The sequence below is a fragment of the Citrobacter sp. Cf072 genome (genome assembly GCF_030334485.1).
Classification (GTDB): Bacteria; Pseudomonadota; Gammaproteobacteria; order Enterobacterales; family Enterobacteriaceae; genus Citrobacter; species Citrobacter freundii.
Map to the genome: position 1 here is coordinate 15165 of NZ_JAOWDX010000032.1, position 17786 is coordinate 32950.

The following is a 17786-nucleotide window of genomic DNA, read 5'->3' on the forward strand; positions in this document are numbered from 1 at the left end:
CTCAGTTCAAGCGTTATCCTCAGATACTCTTCTTCATGAGCCTCCTCCTAAGTGCCCCATAAGTTTATTTCTGCAAAACAGGCCATCTTCGCTGCATAAGCGGCTCAAAAACATGAAAGGAAGTATCTATGTCTAACAAAATGACTGGTTTAGTAAAATGGTTTAACTCTGATAAAGGCTTCGGCTTTATCACTCCTCAGGACGGTAGCAAGGATGTGTTTGTGCATTTTTCCGCTATCCAGAGTAACGATTTTAAAACGTTAGACGAAGGTCAAAAGGTGGAGTTCTCCGTGGAGAATGGCGCTAAAGGCCCGTCTGCTGTTAACGTTGTCGCGCTGTAAACGCCGATAATTTCACGAAGGCTTACGATAGCGATGAAGGCCAGAGCCCGAGCAGTTAAGCACCAGTGAAGAAAAAACCCGCGAAAGCGGGTTTTTTTGTTTATGCGATCGCTCCTGACTTACGGTACCTGTTAAGCGCGTCCCAGATAGCTGTCCCAGTCTTTCCATACGGGCTGTAATCCCTGCGCCATCAGTGCTTCAGCAACGGCTTCCGGGCGACGATCGTCGTGCGGGGAGAACTGTTCCAGTTCGGGATGGTTATCGGCATAACCACCGGGCTGGGTTTTTGAGAAGGCGCTGACGTTGTTGATCGCCAACGGGATCACATGGTCACGAAACCATGGCGATTCGCGGGTGGAGAGCGACAGCTCAATTTCTGGTGCCAGTAAACGAAACGCGCAAATGGTCTGGACCAACTGTCGCTCATCCATGATCGATGCAGGCTCAACGCCTCCGGTGCATGGGCGCAGGCGAGGGAAGGAGATAGAGTAGCGGCTCTGCCAGTAATGCTGCTGCATCCACAGCAGATGTTCAGCTACCATATAGCAGTCAACCCGCCAGCTGTCGGACAAACCAATCAACGCGCCAAGACCGATTTTGTCGATCCCTGCGCGGCCCAGCCGATCCGGCGTTTCCAGTCGCCAGAAGAAATCCTGCTTTTTCCCCTTCAGATGGTGGCGGGCGTAAATCGCCTCATGATAGCTCTCCTGATACACCATCACGCCATCCAGTCCCAGCGTCTTCAGCTCCGCATATTCAGCCTCTGACAGCGGCTGTACTTCCATCTGTAAAGAAGCAAACTGGCGGCGAATGGCAGGCAAATGGCGACGAAAGTAATCCATCCCCACTTTGGCCTGATGTTCACCGGTGACCAATAGCAGATGCTCAAAGCCCAGCTCACGGATAGCCGCACACTCACGTTGTATCTCATCTTCGTCCAGCGTTTTGCGTTTGATACGGTTGCTCATCGAAAAACCGCAGTAGGTGCAGTCGTTGGCACAAAGGTTGGAGAGATACAACGGCACGTAAAAGCTCACCGTGTTGCCAAAACGCTGGCGGGTGAGCTTTTGCGCCCGTTGCGCAAGCGGCTCCAGATAATCGGCGGCGGCAGGAGAGAGCAATGCCATCAGATCGTCGCGACTAAGATGCGAAGCCTTGAGGGCGTGCTCCACGTCAGCGGCGGTTTTACCGTTGATGCGCAGGCGGATGTCGTCCCAGTCCAGTTGTCGCCACCGGTCGCTGAACGTTTTCATGCGAAGGCCTCCAGGAATCCGGTTAACGGGCTGGTGGGATTTGCCTGCGAGCTTTTGCTTCCAGGTACCGCCTGGCGCGCCAAAAGGCCTGCTTCAACTGCCAGACGGAAAGCGGTGGCCATCATCACCGGGCTGTCGGCTACCGCGATTGCCGTGTTGACCAGCACTGCGTCGGCGCCCATTTCCAGCGCCTGCGTGGCGTGGCTGGGCACGCCGATGCCTGCATCAACCACCACCGGCACGGTCGCCTGCTGGATAATAATCTCCAGCATCGCTTTGGTTTCCAGCCCCTGGTTAGAGCCGATAGGTGCGCCGAGCGGCATCACCGCCGCGCAGCCCACGTCTTCCAGCCGCTTGCACAGTACCGGGTCCGCACCGCAGTAGGGCAGCACCACAAAGCCCTGTTTCACCAGCGCTTCGGCAGCTTTTAGTGTTTCAATCGGATCCGGCAATAGCCAGCGGGCATCCGGGTGGATTTCTAATTTCAGCCAGTTTGTGCCCAACGCTTCACGCGCCAGTTGGGCGGCGAAAATCGCCTCTTCAGCGGTTTTCGCTCCGGAGGTGTTAGGCAGCAGCGTCACGCCCGCGTCGATAAGCGGGGCCAGAATGGCATCGTTATGCTGGCGCAAATCCACGCGCTTCATGGCCAGCGTCACCAACTGGCTGCCGGAGGCGCGAATCGCCTCGACCATCAGCTGCGATGAGGCAAATTTTCCGGTACCGGTGAACAGATGTGAATCAAACGTTTTGTCGGCAATACGTAACATATCAACCCCCTGCAATAACCTGAAAAAGCAGGATCTGGTCGCCTTCCTGCACGATTTGCTGCTGCCACTGCTCGCGCGGCAGGATCTGCTGATTGAGCGCCAGCGCCGCGCCCGGTTTAAGCTGATTAAGCTCGGTGAGCAGCCCGCTGACGGTTTGTCCCTCGGCGCACTGCATCGGCTCATCATTGAACTGAATCTGCATGTTGCCCTCCACATACCGGGCAGCCGCTGGCACGTCGTAGTGCGAAGCTGCGCCACTGGCTGGTTTTACCGTCAAACAGGCGTAACTCGCCGCTGGGCGTCGCAATGCCGCTAAGCAGTTTGATGGCTTCCAGCGCCTGCAAGGTGCCCATCACGCCGACAACCGGGCCGACGATACCGGCGGTACGGCAGTTGCGTTCAGGCTCTACATCATCCGGCCACAGGCAGCGGTAACAACCTTGCTCCCACGGTGGCGTGAGCACCATCAACTGGCCGCCGAAACCGACGGCGCTGGCGGTGATGAGCGGGGTGTTGAGCGACACGCAGGCGGCGTTAATTTCCTGACGCGTGGCCATGTTGTCGGTACAGTCGAGCACCACGTCGGCCCGCGCTACCGCATGCCGGAGCGCATCGCCTTTCAGTCGCTGCTGGAGCGATACCAGTTCGATATCCGGGTTGAGCCGCGTCAGGCGCTGCTGGGCAATCTGCGATTTTGAACGCGCGATATCATCAGTGGTAAACAGGATCTGGCGCTGCAGATTGCTCAAATGAATGTCGTCATCGTCTACCAGCGTCAGTTTGCCGATACCTGCTCCCGCCAGATACAGCGCGGCAGGCGAACCTAACCCGCCTAAACCGATAATCAGCACATGGCTGTCGAGCAGCTTTTGTTGGCCCTCAATAGCGATATCGCCGAGCAGGATCTGCCGGCTGTAACGCATAAAGTCGCGGTCATTCATCGCCGACTCCCGCTATGTCGAGCAGCTGCGCCGTGGCTGCCTGCCAGTCAGCCGCCTGGGTAATGGCGCTGACCACGGCAATGCTGCCGACGCCGGTTGCCAGCACCGCGGGCGCACGTTCCAGGCTGATGCCGCCAATGGCGACGGTCGGGTAATCGGCCAGTCGTTCAATATGACTTGCCAGCTGCGTCAGCCCCTGCGGAGCGGAAGGCATCTGCTTGGTTTGCGTGGGGAAAACGTGGCCGAGTGCGATATAAGAAGGCTTAGCCGCCAGCGCGATGTCGATCTCCATATCATCGTGAGTGGAGACACCCAGGCGCAGCCCCGCCGCCTGAATCGCCTTCAGATCGGTGGTTTCAAGGTCTTCCTGGCCCAGATGCACGCCGTAAGCGTTGTGCTTAATCGCCAGCCGCCAGTAGTCGTTGATAAACAGGCGGGCGTCATAGCGACGCCCCAATTCAATGGCGGCCATGACGTCGGCTTCGACCTCTTCATCACGCTTATCTTTAATGCGCAGTTGGATCGTGCGTACGCCCGCCTGCAGCAGGCGTTCAATCCATTGCACGCTGTCCACCACCGGGTAAAGCCCGAGGCGGAACGGCACGGTCGGGAAATCAGGCTGGTACATTATGCCTCCTCTTTTTTGAGGTAGATTTCACCGCCTTTGGCGCGGAAGTTCTCCGACATATCTGCCATTCCCACTTCAATAGTCTGCGCGGCGGCGTAGTCGCGTACTTCCTGGCTGATTTTCATCGAGCAGAACTTCGGCCCGCACATGGAGCAGAAATGGGCGACTTTGCCGGACTCCTGCGGCAGGGTTTCATCGTGATAGGCGCGGGCAGTGAACGGGTCGAGCGCGAGGTTAAACTGGTCTTCCCAGCGGAATTCGAAGCGCGCTTTCGACATCGCGTTGTCGCGGATCTGCGCACCCGGGTGCCCCTTCGCCAGGTCGGCGGCGTGAGCGGCAATTTTGTAGGTAATCAGCCCTTGCTTCACGTCTTCTTTGTTCGGCAAGCCGAGGTGCTCTTTTGGCGTGACGTAGCACAGCATCGCGCAGCCAAACCAGCCGATCATCGCCGCGCCAATGCCGGAGGTGAAGTGGTCATAGCCCGGCGCGATATCTGTCGTCAACGGCCCTAAGGTGTAGAACGGCGCTTCGTGGCAGCTCTCCAGCTCTTCGGTCATGTTGCGTTGGATCATATGCATCGGCACATGCCCTGGGCCTTCAATCATCACCTGCACGTCGTATTCCCAGGCGATTTTGGTCAGCTCGCCCAGCGTATGCAGTTCGGAGAACTGCGCTTCGTCGTTGGCATCCTGAATCGAACCCGGGCGCAGGCCGTCGCCGAGAGAGAGCGAGACGTCGTAGGCGGCGCAGATTTCACAAATTTCGCGGAAATGTTCAAACAGGAAGTTTTCTTTGTGATGAGAAAGGCACCATTTCGCCATGATCGAACCGCCGCGCGAGACAATTCCGGTCAGGCGTTTAGCGGTCATCGGCACGTAGCGCAGCAGTACGCCGGCATGGATGGTGAAGTAGTCCACGCCCTGTTCGGCCTGTTCCAGCAACGTATCGCGGAACGCTTCCCAGGTGAGATCTTCGGCGATCCCATTGACCTTCTCCAGCGCCTGGTAGATCGGTACGGTGCCGATCGGCACCGGGCTGTTACGCAGGATCCACTCGCGGGTTTCGTGAATATAGCGACCGGTGGAGAGGTCCATCACCGTATCTGCGCCCCAGCGGGTCGACCACACCAGTTTTTCTACCTCTTCTTCGATAGAGGAAGTGACCGCCGAGTTACCGATGTTGGCATTCACCTTCACCAGGAAGTTGCGGCCGATGATCATCGGCTCGGATTCCGGGTGGTTGATGTTGGCAGGAATAATCGCCCGGCCCGCAGCGACTTCATCACGCACGAATTCCGGGGTGATATTTTCCGGCAGACGAGCGCCAAAGTTCATCCCCGGATGCTGGTGGCGCAGCACTTCACTACGAATACGCTCGCGGCCCATATTTTCACGGATGGCGATAAACTCCATCTCTGGCGTGACGATCCCCTGACGGGCGTAGTGCAACTGGGTCACGCGCTTACCGGCTTTGGCGCGCTTTGGCGTCAGCAGGCCGCTGAAACGCAGCTCGTCCAGGCCATCGTCGGCCAGACGTTCTTTGGTATAAGCGGAGCTGCGGTCGTCTAGTTCTTCGCTGTCGTTACGCGCCGCAATCCACGGCTGGCGCAGTTTTGCCAGGCCCTGCTGGACGTTAATCTCCACGTCAGGATCGCCATACGGCCCGGATGTGTCGTACACCGGCACGGCTTCGTTGTCTTCAAATTGCGGGTTGTCTTTGCTGCCGCCAATCAGCGTCGGGCTAAGCTGGATTTCGCGCATCGGAATGCGGATATCCGGCTGCGAACCGGTAATATAAATGCGTTTTGAGTTAGGGAAGGCGGTCCCTTCCAGGGTATCGATAAAGTGTTGGGCTTGCGCGCGCTGTTCGCGGCGTGATGGTTTAGTAGTGGCAGACATAGCTCATTCCAAAAAAGTAAGGACGTGGCTTGTCAGACGACGGATGAAGCAAGAGAGACGATCGCCCAGGGGCGATACAGTTGCAGATTGACTCTTGTTCCCTTCGCAGGTCTTAACCTGATCAGGTTCCGCGGATCCCGAATTAACGGTCTCAGCCTTTTCCACTCATGCTGTTGTGGAAAATAAGCACTCCGACAAGAAGTAACCTCTATCTTAGAGGTAATGAATGTAAACTACGCGTTAATGCGACAAATCTCAAGCAGGACGTTTGAGAGTGCCACTCTCGTGCATCGCATCAAATACCAGCATGATCAGCTTATCTTCGAGCACGAACCGGGCTTCCAGCGCCTCGCCGAGATCCGATAAAACCTTTTGAAACTCAAGGAAGTTATCATGATCAATCGCAGTTTCCAGGCTGGAGTCATAGTAGTCCATGATCAGCTGCGTATTGGCTTCCAGCAGCGGCCAAATTTTTGTGGCTTTTAAAAGCTGCCCGTTCCCTTCCAATTTATGGAGAATACGTTCATAAATACTGAAGTGTCCGGTGGAGAGGTAATCGACCAGGCTCTGACAAAAATCATCCAGCGCCTTTTCATTGAGTCGCATGTACGATTCTTTGCCAGGCTTAATGCCAACCAGATTGTAGTAAGCCACGAGCAGGTGCTTACGTACATGTAGCCAGCGATCAACCAGTTTATTACTTCCTCCGACGTGCTCCGTCAGGCTTTCCAGCTGGTTTAGCATGATTGACTCCGCAAGATGGTGTTTAGGAACTGCTCACCCGTAAATGTAAAAATAATGTAAACAACATGCCTGTGAAGCAAAGGTTGCGCAAGAGATATGGATCGTATAATTGAAAAATTAGATAGCGGCTGGTGGATTGTCAGTCATGAGCAAAAGTTATGGTTACCTCATGGCGAGCTACCTTATGGCGACGCAGCCCGTTTTGATCTGATTGGTCAGCGCGCGCTGCCAATAGGCGAGTGGGAAGGGGAAACTGTCTGGCTGGTGCAGCAGCAGCGTCGACACGATATGGGGTCGGTGCGCCAGGTCATTGACCAGGACGTTGGCCTGTTTCAACTGGCCGGACGAGGCGTACAACTGGCGGAGTTTTACCGCTCGCATAAATTCTGCGGTTACTGCGGCCATCCCATGCACCCGAGTAAAACGGAGTGGGCGATGCTCTGTAGTCACTGCCGCGAACGTTATTACCCGCAAATTGCTCCCTGCATAATTGTCGCTATTCGCCGAGATGATTCCATCCTGCTCGCCCAACATGTTCGCCATCGCAACGGCGTGCATACCGTGCTGGCGGGTTTTGTCGAAGTGGGCGAGACCCTCGAGCAGGCGGTGGCGCGTGAAGTAATGGAAGAGAGCGGCATTAAGGTGAAAAACCTGCGCTATGTCACTTCTCAGCCGTGGCCGTTCCCACAGTCTTTGATGACCGCATTTATGGCGGAGTATGATAGCGGCGAAATCGTCATCGACCCGAAAGAGCTGCTGGAAGCGAACTGGTATCGCTATGACGATTTACCGCTCTTGCCCCCGCCGGGTACTGTCGCGCGTCGATTGATTGAAGATACTGTGGCAATGTGTCGGGCTGAGTACGAGTAAAGAGCGAGTGGTGATACACTGATGGACTGACGCAATAAGGAACTGCAAAAATGACCGAACTGAAGAACGATCGTTATCTGCGTGCGCTGCTGCGCCAGCCCGTTGATGTCACTCCGGTATGGATGATGCGCCAGGCAGGCCGTTATCTACCGGAATACAAAGCTACCCGTGCCGAAGCGGGCGATTTTATGGCGCTGTGCAAAAATGCCGAGCTGGCCTGCGAAGTCACGCTGCAGCCGCTGCGTCGCTATAAACTTGATGCCGCGATCCTCTTCTCCGATATCCTGACGATCCCGGATGCGATGGGACTCGGGCTGTATTTTGAAGCAGGAGAAGGCCCACGCTTCACCTCTCCGATTACCAGCAAGGTTGACGTCGACAAACTGCCGATCCCGGACCCGGAAGATGGGCTTGGATACGTGATGAACGCGGTGCGCACTATCCGCCGTGAACTGAAAGGCGAAGTGCCGCTGATCGGCTTCTCCGGTAGCCCGTGGACGCTGGCGACCTACATGGTTGAAGGCGGCAGCAGCAAAGCCTTCACCGTGATTAAAAAGATGATGTATGCCGACCCTAAAGCGCTGCATCTGCTGCTTGATAAGCTGGCGAAGAGCGTCACGCTGTATCTGAACGCGCAGATTAAAGCTGGCGCGCAGTCGGTGATGATTTTCGATACCTGGGGCGGTGTGTTGACCGGTCGCGACTATCAGCAGTTCTCCCTGTACTACATGCACAAAATCGTCGATGGCCTGCTACGCGAGAACGAAGGTCGTCGCGTACCTGTGACCCTGTTTACCAAAGGCGGTGGTCAGTGGCTGGAAGCGATGGCGGAAACCGGTTGTGATGCGTTAGGTCTCGACTGGACCACTGACATTGCCGATGCGCGTCGTCGTGTAGGTCATAAAGTGGCGCTACAGGGCAATATGGATCCGTCCATGCTGTATGCACCGCCAGCCCGCATCGAAGAAGAGGTGGCGACAATTCTGGCCGGATTCGGTCAGGGCGAAGGGCATGTCTTTAACCTGGGTCACGGCATTCATCAGGACGTCCCGCCAGAACATGCGGGTGTCTTTGTGGAGGCGGTACATCGGTTGTCCGAACAGTACCACCGTTAAGGAGTCATTATGGATCTCGCGTCATTACGCGCGCAGCAGCTTGAACTGGCCTCTTCATTGATCCGCGAGGATCGTCTGAAGAACGATCCGCCGGATCTGATCGGCGGGGCGGACGTTGGGTTTGAGCAGGGTGGCGAAGTGACGCGAGCCGCTATGGTCTTACTGAAGTATCCCACGCTTGAACTGGTTGAATACAAGGTGGCGCGTATCGCCACTACCATGCCTTACATTCCCGGTTTTCTCTCCTTTCGTGAAACCCCCGCGCTGATGGCCGCCTGGCAACTGCTCTCGCACAAGCCAGATCTGCTGTTCGTTGACGGGCACGGCATTTCGCACCCGCGCCGTCTGGGCGTGGCCAGCCATTTTGGCCTGCTGGTGGACGTCCCAACGATCGGTGTGGCGAAAAAACGGCTGTGTGGCAAGTTTGAACCGCTCGCTGCTGAACCCGGTGCGCTAGTGCCATTGCTGGATAAAGGCGAACAGCTGGCATGGGTCTGGCGCAGCAAAGCGCGCTGTAACCCGTTGTTTATCTCTACGGGCCACCGCGTGAGTATGGACAGCGCACTGGCGTGGGTACAACGCTGTATGAACGGCTATCGTCTGCCGGAACCAACGCGCTGGGCAGATGCGGTGGCATCCGAACGCCCGGCTTTTACGCGGCTTGCAGCAAAAGCGCCCCATATCGGGTAAACTGCGGCTAATTTCCGTATTTGAGAACTCATCATGTTACAAAATCCGATTCACCTGCGTCTGGAGAAGCTGGAAAGCTGGCAGCACGTCACATTTATGGCCTGTCTGTGCGAACGCATGTACCCGAATTACGCCATGTTCTGCAAGCAAACTGAATTTGGCGATGGACAGATTTACCGCCGAATTCTGGATCTGATTTGGGAAGCGCTGACGGTTAAAGACGCGAAAATCAATTTCGACAGCCAGTTGGAAAAGTTTGAAGAGGCCATTCCTTCTGCAGACGATTACGATCTGTACGGCGTTTATCCGGCGATTGATGCCTGTGTGGCATTAAGCGAACTGATGCATTCACGTCTTAGCGGTGAAACGCTGGAGCATGCAATTGAAGTTAGTAAAGCTTCGATTACGACGGTAGCGATGCTGGAAATGACCCAGGCTGGTCGCGAAATGACCGATGAGGAGCTCAAAGAGAACCCTGCCGTTGAGCAAGAATGGGATATTCAGTGGGAAATTTTCCGACTTTTAGCCGACTGTGAAGAACGCGATATTGAGCTGATAAAAGGGCTGCGTGCAGACCTGCGCGAGGCTGGCGAGAGCAATATTGGTATAAATTTTCAGCAATGACACCACAAAACGTGATTTAACGCCTGATTTGTCGTGCCTGAAGGCTTCCCATCCGCCCCCGGTCTGGTCTACATTTGGGGGGCGAAAAAAAGTGGCTATCGGTGCGTGTATGCAGGAGAGTGCTTTTCTGGCATTTCCGTCGCACTCGATGCTTAGCAAGCGATAAACACATTGTAAGGATAACTTATGAACAAGACTCAACTGATTGATGTAATTGCAGACAAAGCAGAACTGTCTAAAACACAGGCTAAAGCTGCTCTGGAATCCACTCTGGCTGCTATTACTGAGTCTCTGAAAGAAGGCGATGCTGTACAACTGGTTGGTTTCGGTACCTTCAAAGTGAACCACCGTGCTGAGCGCACTGGCCGCAACCCGCAGACCGGTAAAGAAATCAAAATTGCCGCAGCTAACGTACCGGCATTTGTTTCTGGTAAAGCACTGAAAGACGCGGTTAAGTAATTCGCGTGGCAGTGAACAGTTTTAACGAAGGGGCGGTTTCGCCCCTTTTGTCCATCTGGCGTCATACGCTTTGGCTTTCAGGTGTTCTGTTACTGTCTGCCTGCGGTAGCCATTCTGAGCTTCCTCCGTTCACGGCCAGCGGCTATGTTGGCGATCAGGGGGCGGTACGCATTTGGCGTAAAGACTCCGGTGACGATGTTCACTTGCTCTCGGTATTTAGTCCGTGGCGAAAAGGCGAAACCACTACCAGTGAATACCGCTGGCAGGGTGATTCGCTCTCTCTGATAGAACTCAACGTTTACAGTAAACCGGCTGAACATGTCCGTATACGCTTCGATGACCGGGGCGAACTGAGCTTCATGCAGCGTGAAGTCGACGGGCAGAAGCAGCAGCTTTCCAGCGATCAAATCGCGCTTTACCGCTATCGCGCCGATCAAATTCGCCAGACCAGCGATGCGCTGCGTCAGGGACGGGTGATATTGCGTCAGGGACGTTGGCATGCGGATAACACGGTCACAACCTGTGAAGGTGAAACGCTGAAGCCAGACCTGGAGTCGTGGGCGATAAACCATATCGAGCGCCGCCAGAAACATTCATCCGTAGAGGTGAGTGTGGCATGGCTGGAAGCGCCCGAAGGGTCGCAGCTACTGCTAGTCGCCAATGAAGATTTTTGTCACTGGCAGCCTACAGCCAAAACTTTCTGAAAACCTGAAGACAGGTAGTCAGCAGGCCTGATCCGTATGGCGTCATCAGGCATTAAGTCTTTTACCAGTGACCCATTCCCATATGGCCGCCGCCGCGATGGTTACCGCCACCGCCGCATCCGCCGTAGCCCATTCCCGCGCCACGCGGCACGCCAGCCTGCGCCATTGCGACATCGCGTTTAACACGCTGCTCGTCCAGAGACTGGTTCAACGCTTCCATCTCTTTTGCAACGGCATTAATTTTTGCCGTGTCCGGCGAGCTGGCCGTTAATAGTGCATTGTACTCATAACGTTTGGATGTCAGCTGTTGGCGCAACGCGCTGGTCTGGGAGTAGTAATCATCATAGATTTTCTGCGCGGCAGCCTGCTGCTCAGCGGTCATTGGGGTACTGCCCCGTTGCTGCATTCCATCACCATATCCCCAGTGATTCTGCGCCAGTACCGGGGTGGAGCCCAGTGCGATAAGAGAAAGTGCAATCAGTGCCAGTTTGTTGTTCCGTTTCATCGTTCGTTCTCCTGTTGGTTAGCTTACATTCCCTTTTGCATCTTCCGTGCCAAAGCGGCAATCCCAGTCCTGCGGGCGTTGTACCCGCCGTCTTTGCAGGGAAACGAGTAAAAATGACTCGCCAGAACGCGCCTGCGAGTCATTTTTACCCGGTACTTTCAGCTGTTTGTGTCTGAGGGCAGGGTTATCTGGGGGAAAAAATGGCATGATTTCTGCTGTATACCTGCAACGATGAAAGGAACAAGTGGGGTGAAGGGAGAGCGTATGCGTCTTTATAAGGATACGGTGGCAAAGTGGTTGAGCCGACTCTTGCTGGCGGCAATCCTGATTTTGGTCGGTTGGTTTTCGATTATGACTATTCGGGACTATGGGCGGGAAAGTGGCGCCGCGCGGCAAACGCTACTGGAAAAAGGCAGCGTGCTCATTCGCGCTCTGGAGTCTGGTACGCGTGTAGGCATGGGGATGCGCATGCATCATGCCCAGCAGCAGACGCTACTGGAGGAAATGGCCGTACAACCAGGCGTGCTATGGTTTGCCGTCGTCGATGAGCATGGTGTCATTATTACTCACAGCAATGCCGCGATGGTCGGGAAAACGCTCTATTCACCGGATGTCCTGCGACAGCTTAGTCCCGGGGAGCAAGAAAGCTGGCGGAATATTGAAATTCCAGCGAGGGATGGTGAAAAAACGCCGGCCCTAGAAATTTATCGCCAGTTTCAGCCGATGTATGGTCCAGGACGCCACGGCATGGCGCGCTGTGCCAGCAATGACGGGCAGCTTATCACCCCAGCGCAAACCATATTTATCGCCTTTGATGCCAGCGATCTCACCGCGACTCAGGCAAGAGAGTGGCGTAACACACTGATAGTCCTCTGTGCGCTGGCGGCTGTGTTGCTGGCCACCGTGCTGACGTTCTTCTGGTATCAGCGCTATCAGCGCTCGTACAAAGAACTTCAGGATGCGATGAAGCGTAAAGAAAAACTGTTAGCGCTCGGGCATCTTGCGGCTGGAGTGGCGCATGAAATTCGTAATCCGCTTTCATCGATCAAAGGTCTGGCGAAGTATTTTGCCGAGCGAACCCCGGCAGGAGGCGAGTCGCATGAGCTGGCACAGGTGATGGCGAAAGAGGCGGATCGTTTAAATCGGGTGGTGAGCGAGCTGCTGGAGCTGGTGAAGCCTGCACATCTGACGCTGCAACAGGTGGATCTCAATGAGGTTATCACCCACTCATTACACCTGGTGAGTCAGGATGCGGCAAGCAGGGAAATCCAGCTCCGCTTTTCGGCCAATTCTACGCTGCCCGCTATCCAGGCCGATCCTGACCGACTGACTCAGGTTTTGTTGAATCTGTATCTGAACGCCATTCATGCGATTGGTCGTCAGGGCACGATCACGGTTGAAGCGAATGAAAGCAGCGGCGATCGCGTTAAAATTGTGGTTACCGATAGCGGGAAGGGAATTGCAGCGGAACAGCTGGAGGCCATTTTTACGCCTTACTTTACAACCAAAGCTGACGGAACCGGCCTCGGGCTGGCGGTAGTGCAGAACATTATCGAACAGCATGGTGGCACCATTCAGGTGGCAAGCGTTGAGGGCAAAGGTGCGACCTTTACTCTTTGGCTGCCGACCAAAGCGAAACAACAGGATTAACAAGGATGACGCGCGGAAAAATCAATATTCTGGTAGTAGATGACGATATCAGCCACTGCACCATTTTACAGGCGCTGCTGCGCGGCTGGGGTTATGAGGTCGCGCTGGCCTATAGCGGGCGAGCGGCGTTGGAACAGGTGCGCGAACGCGTATTTGATTTAGTGCTGTGTGATGTACGCATGGCGGAGATGGACGGCATCGCAACGCTGAAAGAGATTAAAGCGCTGAATCCGGCGATTCCGGTCTTGATCATGACGGCGTTCTCCAGCGTAGAGACCGCCGTTGAGGCGCTTAAAACCGGGGCGCTGGACTACTTAATCAAGCCGCTGGATTTTGACCGTCTGCAGGAGACGCTGGAAAAGGCGCTGGCGCATACGCGGGAAATGGGCGCTGAACTGCCATCGGCGTCGGCTGCGCAGTTTGGCATGATTGGCAGCAGTCCGGCGATGCAGAAGTTGCTCAATGAAATCGCGATGGTTGCGCCCTCAGATGCGACAGTGCTCATTCACGGAGACTCCGGCACGGGGAAAGAGTTGGTGGCCCGGGCGCTGCATGCCAGCAGCGCCCGTCGCGATAAGCCGCTGGTGACGCTCAACTGCGCGGCGCTTAATGAATCGCTGCTGGAGTCCGAGCTGTTTGGTCACGAGAAAGGGGCGTTTACCGGGGCGGATAAACGCCGGGAAGGGCGCTTTGTGGAAGCCGATGGTGGCACGTTATTTCTTGATGAAATTGGCGATATCTCACCGCTGATGCAGGTGCGTTTGCTGCGGGCTATCCAGGAGCGAGAAGTGCAGCGAGTTGGTAGCAATCAGACCATTGCGGTTGATGTCCGGCTGATAGCCGCTACGCATCGCGATCTAGCAGAGGAAGTCAGCGCCGGGCGCTTTCGTCAGGATCTCTACTATCGTCTGAACGTCGTCACCATTGAAATGCCAGCGTTGTGCCAGCGCCGGGAAGATATTCCGCTGTTAGCCGAACATTTTCTCCAGCGTTTTGCCGCGCGTAACCGTAAAGCGGTGAAAGGCTTTACTCCGCAGGCGATGGATCTGCTGATCCACTACGACTGGCCGGGCAATATTCGTGAGCTGGAAAATGCGATTGAGCGCTCGGTGGTGCTGCTGACGGGGGAATATATTTCCGAACGTGAACTGCCGATGGCGATTGCCGCGACGCCGATAAAAACGGAATTCAGTGGCGAGATCCAACCGCTGGTGGATGTCGAAAAGGAGGTGATTCTGGCGGCGCTTGAAAAAACGGGCGGCAATAAAACGGAAGCCGCCCGTCAGTTAGGCATTACGCGTAAAACGCTGCTGGCGAAAATTTCGCGTTAGCGTTGCTCGCGTTCAATGGCACGCCAGCCGATGTCGTTACGGCTGAAGCTGCCATCCCAGCGGATGTCGGTCATCAGGGCGTAAGCGCGTTTCTGCGCTTCAGCCACGGTGTTGCCCAGCGCGGTGGCGCACAGCACGCGACCACCGTTGGTCAGCACGCGATCGTCTGCAGACAGTTTGGTGCCCGCGTGGAACACTTTACCGTCAGCGACGTCTTCCAGCGGCAGACCGTGGATCTCATCGCCGGTATTGTAATTACCCGGATAACCTCCGGCGGCAATGACCACACCCAGCGAGGCGCGTTCGTCCCACTCGGAGGTTTTCTTATCCAACTTGCCGTCACAGGCGGCGAGGCACAGCTCCACCAGATCGGACTTCATGCGCAGCATGATCGGCTGGGTTTCCGGATCGCCGAAGCGGCAGTTGAACTCGATAACCTTTGGGTTGCCCTGCTTGTCGATCATCAGACCCGCGTACAGGAAACCGGTATAGGTGTTACCTTCCGCCGCCATGCCTTTTACGGTTGGCCAGATGATGCGTTCCATGGTGCGCTGGTGGACTTCGTCAGTCACTACCGGAGCAGGGGAGTAGGCACCCATCCCGCCGGTGTTCGGGCCGGTGTCGCCATTGCCCACGCGCTTGTGGTCCTGGCTGGTGGCCATCGGCAGCACGTGCTCACCGTCGACCATGACAATAAAGCTCGCTTCTTCACCGTCGAGGAACTCTTCAATCACGATGCGGTGGCCCGCGTCGCCAAACGCGTTGCCGGCCAGCATGTCATGAACCGCGGCTTCGGCTTCCTCCAGCGTCATCGCCACGATAACGCCTTTCCCGGCAGCCAGGCCATCGGCTTTGATAACGATCGGCGCGCCTTTCTCGCGCAGGTAAGCCAGCGCAGGTTCGATTTCGGTGAAGTTCTGGTACTCCGCCGTTGGGATCTGGTGGCGCGCGAGGAAATCTTTGGTGAAGGCTTTGGAGCCTTCCAGCTGCGCGGCACCTTCGGTTGGGCCGAAAATTTTCAGGCCGGCGGCACGGAATGCATCAACCACGCCAATCACCAGCGGTGCTTCCGGGCCAACGATGGTCAGATCGATCTTCTCATTCTGGGCAAAGCTCAGCAGCGCCGGGATATCGGTTACGCCGATAGCCACGTTTTGCAGGGCGGGTTCCAGTGCGGTGCCCGCGTTGCCCGGAGCCACAAAAACGGTATCAACCAGCGGCGACTGCGCCGCTTTCCACGCCAGCGCGTGTTCGCGCCCGCCGTTGCCAATCACTAATACTTTCATCGTCTGCTCCGTGGATTAATGGCGGAAGTGGCGCATGTCGGTGAATACCATCGCGATACCGTGCTCGTCAGCGGCGGCAATCACTTCGTCATCGCGGATAGAACCGCCCGGCTGGATCACGCAGGTTACGCCCGCGGCAGCAGCGGCATCAATCCCATCGCGGAACGGGAAGAAAGCGTCAGAAGCCATTGCAGAACCTTTCACTTCCAGGCCTTCGTCGGCCGCTTTGATCCCGGCGATTTTCGCGGAGTACACGCGGCTCATCTGGCCTGCGCCTATGCCAATAGTCATGTTCTCTTTGGCATAAACAATGGCGTTGGATTTCACGAACTTCGCCACTTTCCAGCAGAACAGCGCATCGCGCAGCTCTTGCTCGGTCGGCTGGCGTTTGGTCACTACGCGTAGTTCAGCTTCGCTCACCATACCGAGGTCACGGTCCTGAACCAGCAGGCCACCGTTCACGCGCTTGAAGTCCAGGCCCGGAACGCGCTGCGCCCATTGGCCGCAGACCAGTACGCGAACGTTCTGCTTAGCAGCGGTGATCTTCAGTGCTTCTTCAGTGGCGGATGGCGCAATGATCACTTCCACGAACTGGCGGGAGATAATTGCCTGCGCGGTTTCGGCATCCAGCTCGCGGTTGAAAGCGATAATGCCGCCGAACGCGGAGGTCGGGTCGGTTTTATAGGCGCGGTCATAAGCGTCAAGAATAGAGGTACTTACTGCTACACCACACGGGTTCGCGTGTTTGACGATCACACAGGCTGGCTCGTTGAATTCTTTCACGCACTCCAGCGCCGCATCGGTATCGGCGATGTTGTTGTAGGAAAGTGCTTTGCCCTGTACCTGCTGCGCGGTGGCAACGGAGGCTTCTTTAACATTCTCTTCTATATAGAAGGCAGCCTGCTGGTGGCTGTTCTCGCCGTAGCGCATATCCTGCTTCTTAATGAAGTTCAGGTTCAGCGTACGTGGGAAGCGACCGGCGGCTTCTTTGCTTTCACCGTGGTAGGCCGGAACCATGCTGCCGAAGTAGTTGGCGATCATGCTGTCGTAAGCGGCGGTGTGTTCGAAGGCTTTAATCGCGAGATCGAAACGGGTGTCGAGGGTCAGAGAACCGTCGTTGGCATCCATCTCTTTAATAATGGCGTCGTAGTCGCTGCTCTTCACAACGATAGCTACATCTTTATGGTTCTTGGCAGCGGAGCGCACCATGGTCGGGCCGCCAATATCAATGTTCTCTACCGCATCTTCCAGAGAACAGCCTTCGCGGGCGACGGTCTGGGCGAATGGATACAGGTTAACAACCACCATATCGATAGGAGCAATGTGGTGTTGTTCCATAATGGCATCATCCTGGCCGCGACGACCGAGGATGCCGCCGTGGACCTTCGGATGCAGGGTCTTCACGCGTCCATCCATCATTTCCGGGAAGCCGGTGTAATCGGAAACTTCGGTCACTGGCAGACCTTTCTCCGCTAACAGGCGCGCAGTGCCACCTGTAGACAGCAGCTCCACACCACGTGCGGAAAGTGCCTGAGCGAATTCGATGATACCGGCCTTGTCAGAAACACTGAGCAGAGCGCGGCGGACTGGACGACGTTGTTGCATGGTAAATCCCCTGGATTTGACTATTACAGAGAGCGTTAGGTGAATTCTTGGCTAAAAACTCAGCTAACGCCCCTTACGGGGCATCCTTGTTGTGCGGGGGCATTGTAACGAAAACGTTTGCGCAACGCTCGCGAATTTTTAATTTTCGATTTTGACCTCTTCTTTTTCTGTTGAAAGAGGCTGATATAACGAGAGGATCGTAGAAACGATCGTGTGGTTTGTGGATAACTCTGTGCGTAAATAGGTATAAGGCGGGGTTTTGCTGTGGAATGCAGCAGTCAGTCATTTTTCTGCAATTTAAGGGTTGCGGGCCACAGGAAACTCCCTATAATGCGCCTCCATCGACACGGCGGATGTGAATCACTTCACACAAAC

Annotated in this window: 20 protein-coding genes and 1 riboswitch; of the genes, 9 read left to right on the forward strand and 11 right to left on the reverse strand. The window is 55.7% G+C overall.

The features are described from left to right. Positions 1-128: 128 nt before the first annotated feature. Positions 129-341, forward strand: coding sequence for a cold shock protein CspG (gene cspG / locus OGX66_RS02525; RefSeq protein ID WP_003033098.1), 213 nt, complete (start codon positions 129-131; stop codon positions 339-341). Between the two features lie 131 nt (positions 342-472). Here the strand turns inward: cspG and thiH are convergent, their stop codons facing one another. From thiH to OGX66_RS02560, 7 genes are all read right to left on the reverse strand, one after another. Beyond that, entirely contained in the window at positions 473-1594 is a 1122-nt protein-coding gene (gene thiH / locus OGX66_RS02530) for a 2-iminoacetate synthase ThiH (protein WP_270939481.1), read from the reverse strand. Continuing rightward, positions 1591-2361, reverse strand: coding sequence for a thiazole synthase (gene thiG, locus OGX66_RS02535; protein WP_003842025.1), 771 nt, complete (start codon positions 2359-2361; stop codon positions 1591-1593). The genes thiH and thiG overlap by 4 nt, the downstream gene beginning before the upstream one ends. A 1-nt stretch (position 2362) precedes the next feature. Then, complete coding sequence (thiS, locus tag OGX66_RS02540) at positions 2363-2563, reverse strand: sulfur carrier protein ThiS (protein WP_003033088.1); 201 nt, start codon at positions 2561-2563, stop codon at positions 2363-2365. Then, complete coding sequence (locus tag OGX66_RS02545; RefSeq protein WP_046671421.1) at positions 2544-3302, reverse strand: HesA/MoeB/ThiF family protein; 759 nt, start codon at positions 3300-3302, stop codon at positions 2544-2546. Before OGX66_RS02545 ends, thiS begins: the two co-directional genes overlap by 20 nt. After that, entirely contained in the window at positions 3295-3930 is a 636-nt protein-coding gene (gene thiE, locus OGX66_RS02550) for a thiamine phosphate synthase (RefSeq protein ID WP_270939480.1), read from the reverse strand. Before thiE ends, OGX66_RS02545 begins: the two co-directional genes overlap by 8 nt. After that, positions 3930-5828, reverse strand: a complete 1899-nt coding sequence (gene thiC / locus OGX66_RS02555; RefSeq protein WP_003842020.1) for a phosphomethylpyrimidine synthase ThiC — start codon at positions 5826-5828, stop codon at positions 3930-3932. Before thiC ends, thiE begins: the two co-directional genes overlap by 1 nt. Before the next feature lie 81 nt (positions 5829-5909). Further along, positions 5910-6032, reverse strand: a riboswitch (TPP riboswitch). Positions 6033-6083: 51 nt separating this feature from the next. Beyond that, positions 6084-6572 carry an Rsd/AlgQ family anti-sigma factor gene (locus OGX66_RS02560; protein ID WP_003033077.1) on the reverse strand — a complete coding sequence of 163 codons (489 nt, stop codon included), beginning with the start codon at positions 6570-6572 and terminating at the stop codon, positions 6084-6086. A gap of 96 nt (positions 6573-6668) precedes the next feature. On the opposite strand from OGX66_RS02560, the gene nudC reads away from it, so the two are divergent. From nudC to OGX66_RS02590, 6 genes are all read left to right on the forward strand, one after another. Continuing rightward, on the forward strand, positions 6669-7442 hold the full coding sequence (gene nudC, locus OGX66_RS02565) for an NAD(+) diphosphatase (protein WP_003033074.1): 774 nt from the start codon (positions 6669-6671) through the stop codon (positions 7440-7442). Positions 7443-7492: 50 nt separating this feature from the next. Continuing rightward, a complete protein-coding gene (hemE, locus tag OGX66_RS02570) occupies positions 7493-8557 on the forward strand; it encodes a uroporphyrinogen decarboxylase (protein WP_057102433.1) in 1065 nt (354 codons plus the stop codon). A 9-nt stretch (positions 8558-8566) separates the two neighbouring features. After that, entirely contained in the window at positions 8567-9247 is a 681-nt protein-coding gene (nfi, locus tag OGX66_RS02575; RefSeq protein WP_003033072.1) for a deoxyribonuclease V, read from the forward strand. 33 nt (positions 9248-9280) lie between these two features. Beyond that, the gene (locus OGX66_RS02580) at positions 9281-9871 is read left to right on the forward strand and encodes a YjaG family protein (RefSeq protein ID WP_003842015.1); all 591 of its coding nucleotides are present in this window, start codon (positions 9281-9283) and stop codon (positions 9869-9871) included. Between the two features lie 186 nt (positions 9872-10057). After that, complete coding sequence (hupA, locus tag OGX66_RS02585; RefSeq protein ID WP_001044509.1) at positions 10058-10330, forward strand: nucleoid-associated protein HU-alpha; 273 nt, start codon at positions 10058-10060, stop codon at positions 10328-10330. Positions 10331-10341: 11 nt separating this feature from the next. Beyond that, positions 10342-11034, forward strand: coding sequence for a DUF1481 domain-containing protein (locus OGX66_RS02590; RefSeq protein WP_003842011.1), 693 nt, complete (start codon positions 10342-10344; stop codon positions 11032-11034). 61 nt (positions 11035-11095) lie between these two features. Here OGX66_RS02590 and zraP read toward each other — a convergent pair whose 3' ends face one another. Next, a complete protein-coding gene (gene zraP / locus OGX66_RS02595; protein ID WP_003842009.1) occupies positions 11096-11539 on the reverse strand; it encodes a zinc resistance sensor/chaperone ZraP in 444 nt (147 codons plus the stop codon). 18 nt (positions 11540-11557) lie between these two features. Beyond that, positions 11558-11746 (reverse strand): hypothetical protein, encoded by a 189-nt coding sequence (locus OGX66_RS02600; RefSeq protein WP_061549661.1) that lies wholly within the window; start codon positions 11744-11746, stop codon positions 11558-11560. A gap of 57 nt (positions 11747-11803) precedes the next feature. Between OGX66_RS02600 and zraS the strand changes: the two genes are divergently transcribed. Continuing rightward, positions 11804-13189: a two-component system sensor histidine kinase ZraS gene (gene zraS, locus OGX66_RS02605; RefSeq protein ID WP_003845320.1), complete on the forward strand. Its 1386-nt coding sequence runs from the start codon at positions 11804-11806 to the stop codon at positions 13187-13189. A gap of 5 nt (positions 13190-13194) precedes the next feature. After that, a complete protein-coding gene (zraR, locus tag OGX66_RS02610; protein WP_032937287.1) occupies positions 13195-14520 on the forward strand; it encodes a sigma-54-dependent response regulator transcription factor ZraR in 1326 nt (441 codons plus the stop codon). Here the strand turns inward: zraR and purD are convergent. After that, entirely contained in the window at positions 14517-15806 is a 1290-nt protein-coding gene (gene purD / locus OGX66_RS02615) for a phosphoribosylamine--glycine ligase (RefSeq protein ID WP_270939472.1), read from the reverse strand. The two genes, zraR and purD, sit on opposite strands and share 4 nt — an antisense overlap. 15 nt (positions 15807-15821) lie before the next feature. Next, entirely contained in the window at positions 15822-17411 is a 1590-nt protein-coding gene (purH, locus tag OGX66_RS02620) for a bifunctional phosphoribosylaminoimidazolecarboxamide formyltransferase/IMP cyclohydrolase (RefSeq protein ID WP_270939471.1), read from the reverse strand. Between the last annotated feature and the right edge of the window lie 375 nt (positions 17412-17786).